General features: G+C 68.8%; 15 protein-coding genes and 2 pseudogenes. 12 read left to right on the top strand and 5 right to left on the bottom strand.

All coding sequences use genetic code 11. The features are described 5' to 3' along the window. The 5 genes and pseudogenes from RN743_RS15345 to RN743_RS15365 form a co-directional block, all read left to right on the top strand. Positions 1 to 1,215: pseudogene (locus RN743_RS15345) on the top strand (hypothetical protein); the annotation flags it as partial. A 103-nt stretch (positions 1,216 to 1,318) separates the two neighbouring features. Further along, entirely contained in the window at positions 1,319 to 1,903 is a 585-nt protein-coding gene (locus RN743_RS15350; protein ID WP_310781110.1) for an RNA polymerase sigma factor, read from the top strand. After that, on the top strand, positions 1,900 to 2,301 hold the full coding sequence (locus tag RN743_RS15355) for a hypothetical protein (protein ID WP_310781111.1): 402 nt from the start codon (positions 1,900 to 1,902) through the stop codon (positions 2,299 to 2,301). The genes RN743_RS15350 and RN743_RS15355 overlap by 4 nt, the downstream gene beginning before the upstream one ends. Continuing rightward, complete coding sequence (locus RN743_RS15360; protein WP_310781112.1) at positions 2,301 to 2,969, top strand: hypothetical protein; 669 nt, start codon at positions 2,301 to 2,303, stop codon at positions 2,967 to 2,969. Before RN743_RS15355 ends, RN743_RS15360 begins: the two co-directional genes overlap by 1 nt. 70 nt (positions 2,970 to 3,039) lie before the next feature. Next, positions 3,040 to 5,058, top strand: coding sequence for a redoxin domain-containing protein (locus tag RN743_RS15365; RefSeq protein WP_310781114.1), 2,019 nt, complete (start codon positions 3,040 to 3,042; stop codon positions 5,056 to 5,058). 32 nt (positions 5,059 to 5,090) lie between these two features. Here RN743_RS15365 and RN743_RS15370 read toward each other — a convergent pair whose 3' ends face one another. After that, positions 5,091 to 5,486: a type II toxin-antitoxin system VapC family toxin gene (locus tag RN743_RS15370; RefSeq protein WP_310781115.1), complete on the bottom strand. Its 396-nt coding sequence runs from the start codon at positions 5,484 to 5,486 to the stop codon at positions 5,091 to 5,093. Beyond that, complete coding sequence (locus RN743_RS15375; RefSeq protein WP_310781116.1) at positions 5,483 to 5,767, bottom strand: hypothetical protein; 285 nt, start codon at positions 5,765 to 5,767, stop codon at positions 5,483 to 5,485. The genes RN743_RS15370 and RN743_RS15375 overlap by 4 nt, the downstream gene beginning before the upstream one ends. Before the next feature lie 178 nt (positions 5,768 to 5,945). Between RN743_RS15375 and RN743_RS15380 the strand changes: the two genes are divergently transcribed. From RN743_RS15380 to RN743_RS15395, 4 genes are all read left to right on the top strand, one after another. Continuing rightward, the gene (locus RN743_RS15380) at positions 5,946 to 8,273 is read left to right on the top strand and encodes a DPP IV N-terminal domain-containing protein (RefSeq protein ID WP_310781118.1); all 2,328 of its coding nucleotides are present in this window, start codon (positions 5,946 to 5,948) and stop codon (positions 8,271 to 8,273) included. An 8-nt stretch (positions 8,274 to 8,281) separates the two neighbouring features. Continuing rightward, entirely contained in the window at positions 8,282 to 9,040 is a 759-nt protein-coding gene (locus RN743_RS15385) for an endonuclease/exonuclease/phosphatase family protein (protein ID WP_310781119.1), read from the top strand. Positions 9,041 to 9,177: 137 nt separating this feature from the next. Continuing rightward, entirely contained in the window at positions 9,178 to 9,570 is a 393-nt protein-coding gene (locus RN743_RS15390; protein WP_310781121.1) for a hypothetical protein, read from the top strand. A 165-nt stretch (positions 9,571 to 9,735) separates the two neighbouring features. After that, positions 9,736 to 12,015, top strand: a complete 2,280-nt coding sequence (locus RN743_RS15395) for a hypothetical protein (protein WP_310781122.1) — start codon at positions 9,736 to 9,738, stop codon at positions 12,013 to 12,015. Positions 12,016 to 12,032: 17 nt separating this feature from the next. Here RN743_RS15395 and RN743_RS15400 read toward each other — a convergent pair whose 3' ends face one another. From RN743_RS15400 to RN743_RS15410, 3 genes are all read right to left on the bottom strand, one after another. Then, positions 12,033 to 12,920: a DUF5777 family beta-barrel protein gene (locus tag RN743_RS15400; protein ID WP_310781124.1), complete on the bottom strand. Its 888-nt coding sequence runs from the start codon at positions 12,918 to 12,920 to the stop codon at positions 12,033 to 12,035. A gap of 63 nt (positions 12,921 to 12,983) precedes the next feature. Beyond that, entirely contained in the window at positions 12,984 to 13,256 is a 273-nt protein-coding gene (locus RN743_RS15405) for a Txe/YoeB family addiction module toxin (RefSeq protein ID WP_310781125.1), read from the bottom strand. Further along, positions 13,253 to 13,609, bottom strand: a complete 357-nt coding sequence (locus RN743_RS15410) for a type II toxin-antitoxin system Phd/YefM family antitoxin (RefSeq protein ID WP_310781127.1) — start codon at positions 13,607 to 13,609, stop codon at positions 13,253 to 13,255. Before RN743_RS15410 ends, RN743_RS15405 begins: the two co-directional genes overlap by 4 nt. A 234-nt stretch (positions 13,610 to 13,843) precedes the next feature. Here RN743_RS15410 and RN743_RS15415 point away from each other — a divergent pair, with 234 nt between their 5' ends. From RN743_RS15415 to RN743_RS15425, 3 genes and pseudogenes are all read left to right on the top strand, one after another. Further along, positions 13,844 to 15,754, top strand: coding sequence for a PQQ-binding-like beta-propeller repeat protein (locus tag RN743_RS15415; RefSeq protein ID WP_310781128.1), 1,911 nt, complete (start codon positions 13,844 to 13,846; stop codon positions 15,752 to 15,754). A 10-nt stretch (positions 15,755 to 15,764) separates the two neighbouring features. After that, a complete protein-coding gene (locus tag RN743_RS15420) occupies positions 15,765 to 17,081 on the top strand; it encodes an acyltransferase (protein ID WP_310781130.1) in 1,317 nt (438 codons plus the stop codon). Positions 17,082 to 17,140: 59 nt separating this feature from the next. Next, positions 17,141 to 17,678, top strand: a pseudogene (locus tag RN743_RS15425) (hypothetical protein); the annotation flags it as partial.

The following is a 17,678-nucleotide window of genomic DNA, read 5'->3' on the forward strand; positions in this document are numbered from 1 at the left end:
GCACACACCTCCCCGGGGGCGGACATGCACCGACTCAGGCTCGGCGTAACGGGCGGAGCCGTACTACTCATCATCGTCTCGATCCTCGTGCCGCCGCAGGCCATCGCCGCCCAGGAAGTGATCGAGAGCGTGACGCCGCGTGCTCCCGACCTGACGGTGGCGGACGAGCCGCGGATGCGCGTCGGGATCGTCGACGGTCCGCTGGAATACATCTTCGGCAACGTGACGGGCGCGGTCCGTCTCGAAGACGGTAGCATCGTCGTCGCGGACGAACAGAGCGGCAACATCCGCAGATACGACGCGGACGGACGGCACATCTGGACCAGTGGGCGGTCGGGCGAGGGGCCGGGGGAGTACGAGGGTCTCCGGCTCCTCAGGAACTGCCCGGGGGCGCCGCTCACAGTCTTCGACTGGAGCCTGGACCGCATCACGGAGTTGGATCTCGATGGCAACGTACGCGCCACGCGTTCGCTCCTTGCCGCCGGCGTCCGCCCCTACAACGGCCCCTTCTGCGCACCCGACGGTCGTCTCGTGTACACGCCGTGGCCCGACGATATGGGTGAAAGTTACGAGGAAGGTCTGGCCGAGGGGGACGTCTACCGGTGGCAAACGACCCTCGCGTCCGTCGAGGGCGAGAGCGTGGTCACTCTCCGCCCGGGGATCCCGGGCGCCGAACGGTTCTTCATCGAGGCGGGGGCCAGCGGTCCGCGCTGGTGGGGGCGTGACATGGAGTTCGCGCCTACCGGCACCGGGGTGTGGTACGGGACGGCGGATGACTATGAACTCGAGCAGGTGGACTGGACGGGCCGAGTGACGCGGGTCGCCCGCTGGGCCGGCCCCGACCTTACGGTGACGAGCGAGCGCGTCGACAGGTATCGCGAGGGTTGGCTGGCGCGGTACGACGATCCCGGAGCCCGGCGGAACTTCGAGCGAGACGTCTGGCCGGACATCCGGGATCAGCTTCCGGAGCGTTTCCCCGCATACGAGGCCCTTATCGCACTCCCGGACGGCGCCTTCTGGGTCAAGACCCACGGGTGGCTGGCGCCGGGGGAGGAACTGCACCTCCTGGACGCGAGCGGGGCATGGCTGCGGCGGCTTACGCTGCCGAGCGGAAGCGTCCTCGACGCGGGCCGCGACTGGGTGCTCCTGCGCCAGCGCGACGAACTCGGCGTCCCGACCGTCGCCCTCTACGACCTGGTCGAGACCGGCGGGTGACGGCGACGTAGACGACCGCAAACGGCGCGCCGAGTAAACGGTCTGCCTTCTTTTTCCGTCTCACTTCTCGAAACCACGCAAGGGGGAAGGGACCGGGAGCGCCATGCTCTCCGACCAAGAGATCCTGGAGCTGGTCGAAGGGGCCAGGCGGGGAGAGCGAGGGGCGCGCGAGAGGCTGGCGGGCGCCCTCCGTCCCCTGGTATGCCGGTGGGCCCTGGTCATGACCGGCGATCCGGATGACGCGGAGGATGTCGCGCAGGTCGTCCTGATGAGGACGCTGGACTCGCTCGCGAGCTTCGACGGTCGCGCCAGAGTGACGAGCTGGGTCTACCGGATCACGCGGAACGCCAGCCTGGATCACCAGCGCGCGAGGCGGCAGGAGCGACGGCTGGCCGAGAAGGCGGAGTGGCTGGCCGAGTCGCGGGCTCCCGAGTTGGAGGATCCGCTGGATGAGATCGAGATGAAGCGGACGCTGCGCCTGATTCGAACGCTTGTGACGGAACTGCCCATGATGCAGCGGGAAGTCTTCGACCTGGTGGACCTGCAGGGGCTGAGACCCGGAGAGGCGGCGCGGCTGCTGGAGATGAACCCGAACACGCTTCGGGTCCATCTGCTGCGCGCGCGGCGCCGGATGCGGAAGGAGATGTTGGCGCGACCCGTGGAGAGGGGAACCGAGGGGAAACGATGACGGAACGGGACGCCCGGGGGCGCCGGGACGCGGGGCGAGTCGCTCGCGACGAACGGAACATGCACGCCGTCCTGTCGGCGATGGCCAGGCAGGTGAGCGACCGCCTGCCCGCCACGTCCCCGGAGCACGCCGCGCCTGTGGAAACCGCGGCGCCCGTGGGTCGGCGGCCCGCGTGGCGCAGGTGGACCGTGGGACCGCTCGCGGCGGCTGCCGTCGTGGCGGCCCTGCTCCTGTTGCCCAACAACGCTATCGAAGAAGAAGGCAGCCCCCTCACGTCCCCCACGCGGAGCATGGTCAGCGACATGGACGTGGAGGCCGACCGGCCGTTCGTCGTCTTCCCCACGAACGACCCCGACATCGCCGTCGTATGGCTGCTCAACTCGGAGGAGAGTGACTGATGATCGGCAAGCGGATGGCAAACATGGACGCAAGAGTGAAGGGGAAGGCGGGCGGCAACGCGTGGCTGCGTCTCCGGCGCGCGCTGATCCTGACGCTGGCCCTCGGTCTCCCCGCGGGCGTCGCGACCGCGCAGGAGCGCGAGGAGACCGTGCAGAACGTGCAGCTCGTCTTCCACCTGGTCGAGGCGGACGGATTCACCGATGACGACCCCGAGATCAGCGACGTCGTGAGCGAACTCAGGCGGCTGTTCAACTTCCAGGGATACCGGCTCCTGTCGACTTCCGTGCTGAATGTCGGCCTGGCGTGGACCTCGACCGCCACGGTTGGAGGCTCCGGGTCCCAGAGAATCGTTGCTGACGATTCGGGGACGCGGCTTGCGATCCACGCGGATGTCAGTGCGCGCCATCGCACCAGCAACGTCGTCCGTGCGAAGGTGACCCTCACCGAGGCAACCGCCGGCATACCGACGTATCAGGGGCGTGCAGGGGGACCGGAGGACGGTGCCCGAACCCCGGCAATGGTACTGGTGGGGGGCGTGCCGGGGCCCCTGCTCGAAGCCTCCGTCACGATCCGGGATGGCCAGAGAGTGGTGCTGGGGTCGGCGCGCCGTTCCGCCGAGGATCCCGTCCTCATCCTGATCGTAACCCCGAGCCTCGATCCCGCGTGACGCGCACCTCCCGCGACCCGATCCCGGCTCACCAAAGCCTGGCGCCTCAACGTCCACAGGAAAAAATACCATGAGGCATCTGACGCTTGCTGGAGTGTGTCTGGCGATCGTCGCGGGTTGCGGCGACGCCCGCTCGCACGCCGCGCTGATGGCCGACGCGGCGACCGACAAGGACGCGATCGAATTCGAGCGTGCCATGGCCCGCTACGACTCGGCGCGCGCGACATCACCGGACGACGCCGAGGCCCATCGGCAGTACGCCACGCTGGCCGGCTACTTCGATCTCAGAGCGGAAGCCGTGCTGGCGTGGGAGCGCGCACTCGAGCTGGAGCCCGACGACTCCGCCGCCTGGGAGGCGTACGTCACCGACCTGCGGTGGGCCGGCGTCTACGGGACCGACCGGCGGTACGCGGAGAAGATCCTGCAGATCCTCCCCGAGGCGCTCCGCCGCGCGCCGGACCGGCCCTCCATCTACGAGGAAGCCCAGGACGCGGCAGAGGATCTCGCACAGTTCGATGCGTACGGGGCGATCCTCGCCGAGGTGCAGGCGATGCGGCCGGACGACCCGATCCTGCGGCACGCCGTGGAGGCGCTCCGCGTCGCGCGCGCCGAACAGGAGGAAGGGGACCGGGGCCGGCTCGTGAGGGATTCGATCGGGGCCGCCCTCGACGCGCTCGCGGCCGAGGTTGAAGGCGACCCGGACGCCGCGGCGCCCGTGCTGTACCGGCTCGCAGCGGGATACGACTCTCACGTGCCGCAGCGGAAGAACGACGCCGACCGATGGCTGGAGCGACTCGAAGCGGCGCCCGACCGGGGCGTGCTGGCCGACGACCTGCGGTACTGGGACCTGACCATCGATTTCGAGATGGCCGTGCGCGGGTATGCGGACAGTACCGTCGACGTGTCGCGCCTCGCCGCCGAGGGGCTGAAGTCGAGGCGCCTTGGGCGGCGGAGCGCGTGGGTGAGCCGGAATCTCACGGCCGTGAGAGAGCGTGCGCTCGCTTCAATAGCCGGTGATGCGCCGAGCGACAGAGCGGTGAGGGGAGCCGTGACCGTTGCGGCGGAGCCTCCCCATGCAAAACTCGATCCGGAGGCTGCCGAGCCGTTGTTTGATGCCGCGATGGACGTGGTGCGCTGGCAGTCGCGCGCTCAGTTCTCGGCGATCCGCAGCCTGCTCTACTTCGGGATCGAGCCGCGGGCCGTGCTCGACGCGGCGATCGCGATCGAGGACGACCTGCGAGCAAACCGCCCGGGATACCTGTACCCCGGCCTCCAGGGCGACGAGCGCGAGCGGTCGCGACGGAACTCGATCAACAGCGCCCGCATCCTCCAGGCCCGCGCGCTCACCCAACTCGGGGAGATCGAAGCGGCCGGCGATCTGTTCGGGCAGGTGGCGACCGAATCGAGGGGCTCCCGGTCGCTGGGAGAATACGGACGGCACCTGCTGCGCACGGGCCGGCCCGAAGAGGCCCTGGATGCCTTTGTCGAGGCGATGGCCTTCGGCGGATCCTGGCTCGAGCCCCTCGCCGAAGAAGCCGCCGCGGCGGCGGATCTCCTGCCCGAGACGGTCGAGGAACGGCTCGCGGCGCGCCGTCCCGTGGTTGGAGAGGAGTTGGAGCGGCGCGAACTGGGCCAGCGCATCGAGCGCGAGGCGCCGCAGTTCGCGATCGCCGACCAGGACGGGGTCGAGTGGCGGCTGTCCGACCTCGAGGGAAAGATCGTCGTGCTCAAGTTCTGGGCGACGTGGTGCGGGCCGTGCCTCCAGGAGTTCCCGCACTTCGTTGAACTCCTCAAGACGTATGAGGACGATGAGGAGGTCGTGTTCCTAACCGTCGCCACCGCGGGGTCTCCCCGCGAAGAGGTCGCGAGGCAGATCGAGGAGGGCGGCTTCACGTTCCCGGTTCTCTTCGACGAGCAGGGCCTCGCCCTCGACTACGAGATCCTCGCCTACCCGACGACGTTCTACCTGGACCGGGCGGGATTCATCCAGTTCAAGCGCGCGGGCTTCGAAGAGTCCGGCTACGAAGAGGGCGTCGCCCGCCGCATCGACGCCCTCCGCACTGAGGCAGACGCGCCCGCTTCGCCCTGACCGCGGAGAACAGGCGCCCCCTGGCCTTGTGTTCAGCGAATGCAGATGACGCTGACGCCGTCAAGCTCCAGTTCGGCCCAGGCCCGGTCGGCGGTGAGTGCCGCGAGGCCGAGTTGGCGCGCGGTAGCCAGGCACGCCCTGTCGCCGAGACTCAAACCGAGCTGCCGGGTCGACTGCCGATACGCCCCGCTCAGCAGGGCTGCGGGTCTGTCGAACGGGAAGACTTCGATGCGGGAGTCTTCGAAGAAGCCCTCGACCTCCTCCTCGGTCCAACCTTCGCTGCCGAGCCTGGAGGCCACCTCGGCAGCGTTTACGGCCGATATCGCCGCGCCCCGCCGCACGACATCCCACACCCGGTTTGCACCTTTCTCTTTGAAGACAAGAGCCAGGAGCGCCGATGCGTCCAGCAGCGCCGCGGGGAGCCTCATTCCTCCGCGGCCTCTCTACGCCTCTCCGCGATGAATGCATCGACAACGCTACCGGTCGTCCGCTTCCTGCGCTTGGCAAGTTCCTGATAGCGACGGATGACCCCATCTGTCGTAGTGACCCTGAGCGTGTTCCCCTCGAGTCCAACCAGTAGCTGCTGCGGGCCGCTGATTCCGAGGGCCTTCCGGAATTTTCCGGGCACAACCAACCGGCCAGCGGCGTCGATCGCCACCAGCTCGCTCTGAACCGTATCACCGGCCGGGCTGTTCACCGCTTCAATCATGGAACCACCTCGCATATGGTGTTCTTGTTAGTATGGTATGAACGATTTTATGCCATATCGCCATGTCTTGGCAACATCACAAAAGGTCGTGGAGGGCGGTGGCCGGCCAAGAGGGCGGTCGGCATCTTGCGACTTCGCATGCCGCAGAGGACCGAGGACGTCCAACAGGATCGCAAGCATGAGCCGCATAGCCAACGCAGCGCTGCTGATCGCCGCCGCCCTCTCGCCGGCGCCGGGTGCGCACGCCCAGGCGGCCCCCGACGCGCTGACGGTGGCGGACTACGCGCGGGCGGAGGGGCGGCTCGCGAGCCAGGTGAATCCGCTCGTGCTCGGGGCTTCCGTCATTCCGGTCTGGCTGGAGGACGGGCGGTTCTGGTACCGAAACCGGTTCGAGGGCGGCACCGAGTACGTCCTCATCGATCCGGCCGCGGGGACGCGGGAGCGCGCCTTCGACCACGCGCGCATGGCCTCTGCGCTCGCCGCGGCGACCGGCGAAGAGTACGCCGCTTTCGCCCTCCCGTTCGGAGATCTCGCCTTGGAGGCCGGGACAGTCCGCTTCGAGGTCGATGTGGAAGGAGAGACGTACGCCTGCGAACTCGACCCCGACCGCTGCGAGGTGGTCCCGGCGCCCGAGGCCACGACGGCCCGCCGCTTCGACATCGTGTCGCCGGACGGGACCAGGGCGGCCTTCATCCGCGACCACAACCTGTGGCTCCGGGATCTGTCCACGGGGGAGGAGACCCGACTCACCGAGGACGGGGTCGAGGACTTCGGCTACGCGACGAACAACGCGGGCTGGGTGAAGAGCGACCGTCCCGTGCTCAAGTGGTCTCCCGACTCGCGACGCATCGCCACGTTCCAGCACGACGCCCGCGGGGTGGGGATGATGTACATGGTTACGACCGAGGTCGGGCACCCGGAACTCGAGGCGTGGCGCTACCCGCTCCCCGAGGACTCGGTCATCTTCCGCATCCACCGCGTGGTGGTCGACACGGAGGCGCCGGCGGGGAGCGGTGTCGTCCGCCTGGACATGCCCCCGGACCAGCACCGCTCCACCGTGTGCGACCACGTGGCGTGCGGGGGGACGTTCTCCGACGTCGAGTGGAGCGCCGATGGCTCCCGGTTCGTCTTCGTGTCGAGTTCGCGCGACCACAAGCGGGCGCAGGTCCGCATGGCCGACGCGAGCACCGGCGAGGTCCGCGACCTGTTCGAGGAGGTCGTGGAAACGTTCTTCGAGTCCCACGCCAACTGGCGCTACCTCTCCGAGTCCGACGAGATTCTCTGGTACTCGCAGCGCGACGACTGGGGACACCTCTACCTCTACGACGCGAACACCGGGGAACCGAAGCGGCAGGTGACCTCGGGCGCGTGGCAGGTGGAGGACGTGGTGGCGGTCGACGCGGAGGCCCGGGAGATCCTCTTCATGGGCAACGGTCGGGAACCCGGCGATCCCTACTTCATGTACCTGTACCGCGCCGGCCTCGACGACGGGGACGTCCAGCTCCTCACGCCCGACAGCGCGAACCACGTGGTGTGGCTCGCGCCCGACGGCGAGACGTTCGTCGACCAGTACTCCACGCCCACGATCCCGCCCGTGACCGTCCTCCGCGACATGGACGGCGAGTTGCTGAAGACCCTGGAACGGGCCGACATCTCGCGCCTGGAGCGGACCGGCTGGCAGCCTCCCATCCCCTTCACGGTGAAGGCCCGTGACGACGAGACGGATCTGTACGGACTGATGTTCCGTCCCTCGAACTTCGATCCGGGCGCCGAGTACCCAGTGATCAACTACCTCTACCCGGGGCCGCAGAGCGGAAGCGTGGGGAGCCGGAACTTCCGCGCCGCGCACCGCGACCTGCAGTCGCTGGCCGAACTCGGATTCGTCGTCATCGAACTCGACGCGATGGGGACGCCGAGGCGCTCGAAGACCTTCCAGGACGCCTACTACGGGAACATGGGCGACAACGGGCTCCCGGATCAGATCGCCGGCATCCGCCAACTCGCGGCGCGCCACCCCTGGATCGACGTCGACCGGGTCGGGATCTACGGCCACTCCGGCGGCGGCTTCGCCTCCACCTCGGGGATCCTGCGCTACCCCGACTTCTACAAGGTCGCCGTCTCCCAGGCGGGGAACCACGACAACCGCAACTACGAGGACGACTGGGGAGAGAAGTACCAAGGGCTGCTCGAGGAGTACGCCGACGGCGCCACGAACTACGACAACCAGGCGAACCCGCTCGTGGCGGACAACCTCAGGGGCAAGCTCCTCATCGCGCACGGCACGATGGACACGAACGTCCCGCACTCGAACACGATGCTGGTCGTGGATGCCCTCATCGCCGCGAACAAGGACTTCGACCTGCTCCTCCTCCCGAACCGCGGCCACGGCTTCGGCAACGAGCCCTACATGATGCGCCGCCGCTGGGACTACTTCGTCCGCCACCTCCTCGGCGCCGAGCCGCCACCGGAGTACGAGTTCGGCAAGCTGCAGCCCCTGGTGCCGTGATTCGGGTCGTGTGTTGGAACATCGCGGGCCGGAAGGCGCCGTGGCGGGAGCTCTTCGCGATGGGGGCCGACGTGGCGCTGTTGCAGGAGGCCAGGAAACCGCCGCCGGACGTGGCGCCGGAGGTGGAGCTTGGGGGAGCGCCTTGGCTCGAACACCAGTTCGATCGCTGGTGCCGGGTGGTGCGCCTCTCCGACCGCGTCCGCGTAGAGCACTTTACGCAGATCGACCCCATCAGCATGGCGAAACCCGGCGAAATGCCGGTTAGCGGTATCGGCACGAGCGCGGCCGCCCGGGTCATCCCGCAGGACGGCGAGCCCTTCATCGCGGTGTCGATGTATGCCCGCTGGATGGGGCCTCTCCCCACGGTCCCAACCAAGTGGCGCGTCGGGTTCGCGGACGGATCCGCACACCGCGCCATCTCGGACCTCTCGGCCTTCATCGGCCACGAGGATCCCGGGACGCACAGGATCCTCGTGGCCGGAGACCTCAACATGAATCCCGATGTTCGGCCTCAGGACGAGTACTGGATCCACCGCTCACGGACGGTCTGGACGCGCATGGAGGCGCTCGGCCTCGATTGTCTGGGGCCGCACGACGGCCCAACCTATCACACGACGCGGGGCTCGCCCGAGAACCCGTCGATCCAGCTCGACTACGTGTTCGCCTCCCGCGGCTTCTCCGATTCGATCACCGCCCGAGCGTTGAACAAGCCGGAAGAATGGGGCTCCAGCGACCATTGCCGCCTCCTGATCGAGGTGTCGCCGTAAGGGGGAGTCCCGCAATTGGGCCGCGGCGGACATCGTCGTTTCTTCCGGCGAAGTGACGCGACCCGACGTTCTCGCGTCATCGGGATGACGGGCCTCCGGCTGCGGAGGAAACCGGATCGCGACTTCTGGAGGCAACGATGAAACGCCTTGCGCTGCTCATCGCCGTGACAGTGTCAATGGCATGTGCGGTACATCCCCTGATCATGACACGTCCGGCAAGCGTGCAAGCTGACGGGCTCGACTGCGTTCGCGCGACGTTACAGCGTCTCGGATACATGATCACCGCCGGAGATCGTTCACTCGGGTTCGTGAGAGCGGAACGCATGCGTACCCGCGAGGACTTCCCGACTGGTCGTCTGATCACCGATGCGTTGGTCGTGAACTACATCAGCGCGGGTACGGTGGACGACAACCCGGACGATTTGATCCAGGTAAGGGTCGCGCAGGTCGGGGAGCATGGAGACCTGGCGCCAAAGCGTGAAGCCATCGCCGACGCCGAGCACCTGCTGGACCGGTGCGGGAAGCTCTGAACCAACCCCAACGCCCAAACCCCTGGAACGTGGCCGCCGGTCGGGTTCGCGACTCCTGGAGGCAACGATGAGACGTCGACGGGTCGTCTGATTACCGATGCTCTGATCGTGAAGCTCTGAACCACGGGAATCCCAATGCGTGCAAGAGAGCGGCCAACTCCATCGTTGAGGGTCACCGCCTTCGCCATCCTGCTGGCCGCTACGCCGCAGGGACCGGCCTCCGCTCAGACGCAAGACTCCTTTCCCTCGAGCATTCCTGCTCCCGACTCCGTGGGGGACGCCTACCTGGACGAGACCGCCCGCCGGCTCGTGCTCGGGTTGAAGGCCGCTCGGGACACCGCACGCCTGACCATCGACGCGTACACGGCGCTGATTCGCGAGCGGATGGGGGCCGAGATGCCCTCCTACGAGCGCAATCGGCCCTGGGCGCACGGCGAACGCACGACCCGCGTGCGCTGGTCGCGGGACGAGCCCGCCGTCGTGCACGTGCTCGCGGCGCGGTACCGGGACCCATTCTTCGACCCCGACGATTCGGAGTTCTTCGAGGGGCTGCGGGCGGAACAGTTCGCGGCCGACCCGCTGGGCGACCCTTTCAAGTTCGGCTTCATGGTCTTCGGCCCGTCGCCGGATACCGAGGTCGCCACGCGCAGCCCGCTGGGGCCGGCTTCCGAGCGCTACTACCAGTTCCGTTCCGGGGACACGAGCACCGTGCGACTGAGCGACGGGGGCACCGTGCGGGCGGTCGCCGTCACGGTGATTCCCCGCTACTCGAGCATCCGCCTCGTCTCCGCCATCATGTGGATCGACGCGGAATCTCTCGGGCTCGCGCGTGTCGCCTACCGGCTGGCCAAGCCGGTCGACCGCGAGATGAACTGGCACCTCCGGGACGGCGGGCGTTGGAGTCCCGGACTGTCCATCGACATCGGTCCCCGTGACTCCGCCGACATCGCACGCGCACCCGCGCCCGATTCAACGCCGCAGCGGCCCGGCTTCGTCGACCGGCTGGTCAACGGTGTGTTCAACAGCGCATGGCCCCGCGTGCGGCTGGACCTTTCGACGGTGGTCGCGGAGTACGAGTTCCGGGAGATGCGCCACTGGTTGCCGCGCAGCGTGACCTGGCGGTGGGACGTCGGTGCGATGGAGGGCGTCACGGCCTCCGGCCTCGCGCCTCTCGCCGCTCCGCTGATGATCGACTGGACACTCGAAGTCGAGGACATCCGCGAACGCGGCGCGGGAGCCACGCCGGGGACGCCCGCCACGGCCGCATCAGCGTTTCGGCTCTGGCGCCAGGAGGGGGACAGCATCAGCTCGGCGCTGGAGGAGGCGGAGCCTGGCGAGATGGTCACGATCACGCCGGCGAACCGGGAGGCCCTGGTCGCGAGCGACCTGCTGCCCCCGACCGTATGGGAGGAAGATGGCGCAGTCGACGACGCCGCCATCGGGCGGATCGCGGCGGAACTCGCGGCCATCGGCGTCGGCGACCGAGGGGAGCGCGCCGAGGGAGCGGAGCGCCCCGAAGCTCCGAGCCCCTGGCTCTTCGATCCCCCCGGCACGACGCTGCGGCTCCTGCGCTACAACCCCGTGGAAGGGATGTCGCTGGGAACCCGCCTGCAGCGCGACTTCGGATGGGGGCGCGCGGCGCTGACGGCGAGGGTCGGGACCGAGGGCGTGGCGCCGGACGTCGACCTGACGCTGCAGCGCACCCACCCCGGTCACACGATGCTCGTGTCCTTCTACCGGTCGTTGCGGAGCGGCGCGCCGGGCCAGGGAGCGGGCACGCCTGGGCTTTACGCGACCGGGGACGCCCAGCGCTTCCATTGGGCCCACGGCGCGGCGCTTCGGTTCCTGCCTCGCGTCGGCGAGCGGAACTGGCTGTCGCTCCGCCTCTTCGCCGAGCAGGACGCCGAAATCGCGACCGACGTCCGGCGGAACCGGGTCGGGACGGCCGTCTCGTGGCGGCCCTGGTGGGGAGGGCGACGGCCCGGATCGATCGGCGTGGGCGGCCGCGTCGGCGTGCGGGCATCGGCGGGGGACAATCCACACGTACGCGCCATCGTCGAGGGGGCGCTGGTGATCCCCCTGTCGTCCCGGCTGTCGTTGGGAATGCGGGCGGGCACGGCCCGGGTGTGGGGCGACCCGGCACCGTACCATCTCTGGCACACCGGTACCAGCGGCCACTGGCTCCGGGGCCACGCGCGATCGGTCGGAGGCACACAACTCCACATGGCCAGAGTCGATCTGCAGCGACGGATCGGCTTTCTCCGCCTCTCCGTGTTTGGCGATTGGGCCTCCGTCGGAGGCGACAACTTCTACGCCGTGGGAGCGGGATACGTCTTCATGGACGGCCTCATCCGACTGGATGTGGCCCACGGCCTGGGGCGGGGCGGAGAGGGTGCGGCCGGCCCCACGCTGACGCTGCACCTCCGCCTCGGCGCGATCTTCTAGCCCTCAAGGCCGAGCCGCTACAGCCGGAGTCTTCTCTGGATGTTGAATCCGAGGCGCCACGAGTTCGTGTCGAAGAAGTCTTCGGAGGCGCCGGCGAGCGTATGCGTCGGATTCATCCGGTGCTGATTCGTGACGACGATCTTGAAGAAGTGCCCGGGCGTGCGGATTTCGACGCCGAAAGAGGCGGAATCGTACTCCTGGTCCTCCCTCGAGCCGCTGAAGATCCACTCGGCGAAGAGGCTCCACATGCGGCTGAGGTAGATCTGGCCGGTCGCACCGACGGAAACCGCGGCCTCCCGGTCGGCGTCCTCGATTCGCGGATTCCAGAGGAGCGTGGGCACGACACCGAGTGCGACGCGGTCCGCGACCCTGGTGTTGGCGATCACCTGGGCGTAGGCCTGCATCTCGTTTTCCGCGGCCGTGCCGTCGCGGCGACCGCCGGCGTACGCGCTGGCGCGGGGCGCGAGCGCGTGCCCGTGGCCGGCGTGGCTGTCGTCCGGCTCGACTTGCAGGTTCCACGCCATTCCGGTCTGCGCTGCGAACTCGACGGGACCGGTGGCGCCATCGAGCCGCAGCCCGGCGAAACGGGCGTTGAACTCCAGGTTGTCCAGGCTGTTGGAACGAAGCACGCCAATGGTGACGTGGTCCTGGGGCGTATACGCCAGCCCAAGGCGATTCAGCACGAATCCATCGAGGCCCCAAAGGTCGCTCGCACCGCCCGACAAGTAGCCGAACCGGTGGGAGATCTCGATGTGCAGATCGCCCGCGCGCGAGACGGCCGCGGTCGGCAGGGTCGCCGACTGCGTGGAGGCGAAGACGTTCTGGGCGACCGCCGCGCCCGGCGAACCCAGACAGACCGCGAGGACTCCGATGACCTTCTGTCGTAACGATCCCGAGATCAACATGTGCCCTCCGGCTCCAAGTTGGGAGAATCCACCAAGATCTGTGTTCCAGTCATCCCGGAACCTTCAGTAATGATGGCGAGCGGTCAGGAAGCGGACTTGGTCAGCCGTGACTCGATAGGTCAGGCGGTGTTCGCGGTCGACGCGGCGCGACCAGCGTCCGCCGAGTTCGCCTCGGAGAGGTTCGGGCTTCCCCGCACCGTCGAATGGGTCCCTGAGGGTGGCCCGGATCAGCTTGAGCACCCGAGCGGCCCGTCTGGGGCCCTGGCGGGTCCAATACTCAAGATCCTTCAAACAACGCATCGTGAAAACCGCGTTGCGCTGCTGCGAGTTTTTCATCCCTCTTCAAGGCCCAGCCGTTTGGCCAGTTCGTCAACGTCAATCATTTCTACCTGCCCGCTCTCGTCCTGGGCTATGGCCTCCCTGAGTTTTTCGGCATTCTTCGGCGAGCGGAGCAGGTATGCCGTCTCGATCCAGGAGCTCAGGTCTTCGGCTGCGACCAACGCGACCGGCTCCTTTCCGCGCCGCCGGATCAGGACGGGCTCATGCGTGTCGGTCACCTGGTCCATCAGGGCGGCGAGGTTCTTACGGGCACCGGTGTAGGTCGTCTCGTGGATCATCTCCGACCCCCTCTTCCTGTTGCGGAATACTGGTACAGATTTCCTGTACGTTAATATCCTGGTCTGGATCAATCCAGTTACCCCTCCCGCGCAGCCGGTTCGCGAACGATCTTGCAAGACCAAGATGCCCGCGCGGCGCAACGGGGTATCAACACGCAAACGCCCGGAGGGTCCATGCCGGCGAGGCGACGAAGAGGTGATCCAGAGCAAGCCCGTCACTTCCGTGCGGCAGGCACGGTCTTCGCCGGAATCGCGACGGCCTTCGCGTTCGTGGCCTGCACCGGCGACGGTGCGGACTCCGACCGGTTGCCGCCGCCTAGCGATGAGTGGACGTACTACGGCGGGCAGAACTCCTTCAACCGGTATTCTCCGCTCACGCAGATCGACCGTGAGAACGTGGACGCGGTGCAGGTTCTGTGGCGGCGGCCGGCCGTCGACGGCGCGCTGACGGCCGAGTATCCGGAGCTCGACTTCAACAACTACCTGCGCGGGACGCCCGTCCTCGTCGGCGGGACGCTGTACGCGCCCAACGCCGTCGGGCTTGTCGAGGCCTTCGATCCGGGGACTGGGGAGACGCGCTGGGTCCAGCGGCCGGAGTCGGAGGAGGACGTGCGCGGGCGGAGCTTCCGGGGCGTCGCCTACTGGCGCGGCTCAGGTACGGGTAGCGGGGACGGCGGTGCCGATGGCGGTGCCGATGGTGGCGCCGGGGACTCCGCCGGGCGGATCATCTCGGTCCGCGGTCCCTCGATGTACGCGCTGGATGCGGCGACCGGTAAGCGCGTCGTGTCGTTCGGCGACGGCGGACGGGTGGACCTGCAGCTGCCGGCCGGGGGACGGTACGGCTGGAGTTCGGGGCCGATCGTGGTCGGCGACGTCATCGTCCTCGCCGGGACTGTGGACGGGGCAGGGGACGGAGGCACGGAGTGGCGGGGGAGCGTCCGCGAGGACATCCGCGGCTTCGACGCCCGCACCGGCCGGCTCCTCTGGACCTTCCACGTGATCCCGGAGGAGGGGGAGTTCGGGGCGGACACCTGGCGCGGCGGGTCGCTCGCGGAATCCGGGGACCTCGGCTCGTGGTGCTGCCTGAGCGCGGACGACGAACTCGGCTACGTCTACGTGCCGCTCTCGGCTCCGACCTCCGCCTACTACGGGGGGCACCGGCCCGGCGACAACCTGTTCTCGAACAGCCTCGTGGCGCTCGACGCGGCGACGGGCGAACGGGTGTGGCACTTCCAGATGGTCCACCACGACATCTGGGAATACGACACCGTGGGCCCGCCCGTGCTGGGCCGGATCCACGTGGACGGGCGCGCGATCGACGCGGTGATGCAGGCGAGCAAGACCGCCTTCCTCTACACCTTCGACCGGCGCACCGGGGAGCCGGTGTGGCCGATCGACGAGGTCGAGGTGCCGCAGTCGACCGTGCCGGGCGAGGCCACGTCGCCGACGCAGCCGATTCCCAGCCGCCCGCCCGCCTTCGACCGCCAGGGGGTCACGCCGGAAGACGTGATCGACTTCACGCCCGAGATCCGCGAGCGGGCGCTCGCGCTGGCGGATTCGCTCGTCATGGGGCCGCTGTTCACGCCGCCGATGGAGCGGGGGACGGCGGAGGGGAAGATCGGGACGTACGTCATCCCGGGTGCGTGGGGGGCGGGGAACTGGAACACCGGCGCGTTCGATCCCGAGACGGGCGTCTACTACGCGGTGTCGCACACGCTCCCCAACGTCTGGAGCCTGTCGGAGAACTCCGAACCGGGGGAGATGGAGTTCGGCACGCAGGGCGGGTGGCCGCGGGCCGAGATCGAGGGCCTGCCGCTCGTGAAACCGCCGTGGGGACGGATCACGGCGATCGACATGAACCGGGGCGAACACCTCTGGATGGCGGCCAACGGCGACGGGCCCAACGACCACCCGCTCCTCGAAGGTCTCGACCTTCCGCCGCTGGGGAACGCGAACCGGCCGGCCCCGCTCGTCACGGGGTCGCTGCTCTTCATCGGGGAGGGGAGCGACGCGGTCATCGGGACGCCGGACACGCACTGGGGGACGACCTTCCGGGCGTACGACAAGGCGACGGGGCAGGTCGTGTGGGAGACGGAACTCCCGTCGGGGACGACCGGCGGGCCGATGACGTACCTGCACGCGGGGAAGCAGTACATCGTCGTCGCGGTCGGGGGGAGCGATCATCCGGCCGAGTACGTGGCGCTGGGCCTGCCGTGAGCCGCGCGCGGTGAGCGGTCTCTGGTCTCAAGCCGCCGGCGTGGCGGCGCGGACGCCGGAGTCGCGCAACCGGTACGTGGACTTCCTGCGCGCCGCCTCGATCGGCGCAGTCGTGGTCGGCCACTGGATACAGGCGGCGCCGTACACGGGCGGTGGGGACATCGCGCTCTCGAGCGTGCTCGAACACCAGTCGTGGACGCGCTGGCTCACGTGGATCTTTCAGGTGATGCCGATCTTCTTCCTCGTCGGCGGCTACTCGAACGGCGTCTCGTGGCAGTCTGCTACGGACAAGGGCACGAGCTACGCGGAGTGGCTGCAGGTGCGGCTCCGGCGCCTGCTCGGACCGGTACAGGTGCTGCTCGGAGTCTGGATGCTGCTCGCCATCGGCATGGCACTGGGCGGCGTCGATGCGGGCTTCGTGGGCGACCTGTCGCAGATGGCGCTCATCCCGGTCTGGTTTCTCGCCGTCTACGTCATGGTCGTGCTCATCGTGCCGCTGACGTACGCGGCCTGGCGGCGGTACGGGCTATGGTCGTTCTGGGTGCTGGTCGCCGCCGCGGTCGCGGACGACATCCTCTTCCTCGCCGCCGATCTGACCGCCGTGGGCTGGGCCAACTACGCCTTCATCTGGGTCGCCGTCCACCAGTTGGGGTACGCGTGGCGCGACGGCTACGCGGCGGGCCTGCGGCGGGGCGCGGCGTGGGCCGCCCTGGGCGCGGCGGCGCTCGTCGGCATGGTGACGCTCGGACCGTACCCGGTCAGCATGGTGAGCGTCCCCGGCGACCAGATCAGCAACTCGCTGCCGCCGAAGCTGCCCATGCTGGCGCTGGCGCTCATGCACACCGGACTGCTGCTGTCGATCGAGGGCCCGATGCGGCGCTGGCTCGACCGGGCCGCGCCGTGGACGGCGACGGTGCTCGTGAACGGGATGATCATGACGATCTTCCTCTGGCACCTGACGGCCGCCACGCTGGTGATCGGCGCCGCGCTACTTCTCGGAGGCGTGGGTCTGGCCGCCGACCCCGCCGGCGCGGGATGGTGGGCTGTCCGGCCGCTCTGGCTGGCCGTGTACGCGTTCGCGCTGGTCCCGTGCGTGCTCGCATTCGGAAGACTCGAGCGGCGCGGCGGAGCGGGCCGGACGCGTCCCGGCTGGCTTCTCGCGGGGGGTGCGACGGTGGCCTGCGCCGGCTTGGCGCTCCTCGCGCTCGGGGGTGTAGCGGCGGAGGGGGGCGGGCCGTTCGGGCTGAGGTTGGACGTGCTCGTGCTCGCGTTCGTTGGCGCGGAACTGGCCGGCGCCAATCCGCTGGCGCGTGCCCGGGGCGGCTGAGCGGCGGTGGGACGGCGTGGGTCGAATTGCGAAGTAGGCGGTTTCCATTGGAGGCGATAATGCGTGTCGGAATGTTCCCGCTCCTGATCTCCGGCCTTCTGGCCACACCCGGACTCGCCGCGGCCCAGACGCTCGCTCGAACGCAGGGCGAGCCGGCCCCTCCAGCCTCTGGTTTCGCCGCCGCCGTCACGCTGGTCGGAGACGACATCCTGGTGTCTCGCACGGGTGCCGAACTTCGGCTCGCCACCTATCCGCAGCCGGGCGGAGTGTACGTCTTCCGTCGGGACGAGTCGGGGGACTGGAGCGTCGCTGAAGTGCTAAGCCCCCTGGGGGGCACGGGAGAAACAGGAGACCAGTTCGGAGCCAGCATCGCCGGGTCGGGCGACCGGTTGGTGATCGGGGCCCCCGGGACGAACGAGGCGAACGGCGTGGCCTACGTCTTCGAACGCGGCGAACGCAGCGGCGACACCTGGGTCCAGAGTGCGATGGTCTCCACCGACGGGGCGCCGCGTGCGGGTCTCGGGAGCGCAGTCGCGGTGGTTGGCGATGTCGCCTTCGTGGGCGCTCCGGGCGGGCTCGGCGATCTGCCCCGGTTCG

The sequence above is a fragment of the Candidatus Palauibacter scopulicola genome (assembly GCF_947581915.1).
Taxonomy (GTDB): Bacteria; Gemmatimonadota; Gemmatimonadetes; order Palauibacterales; family Palauibacteraceae; genus Palauibacter; species Palauibacter scopulicola.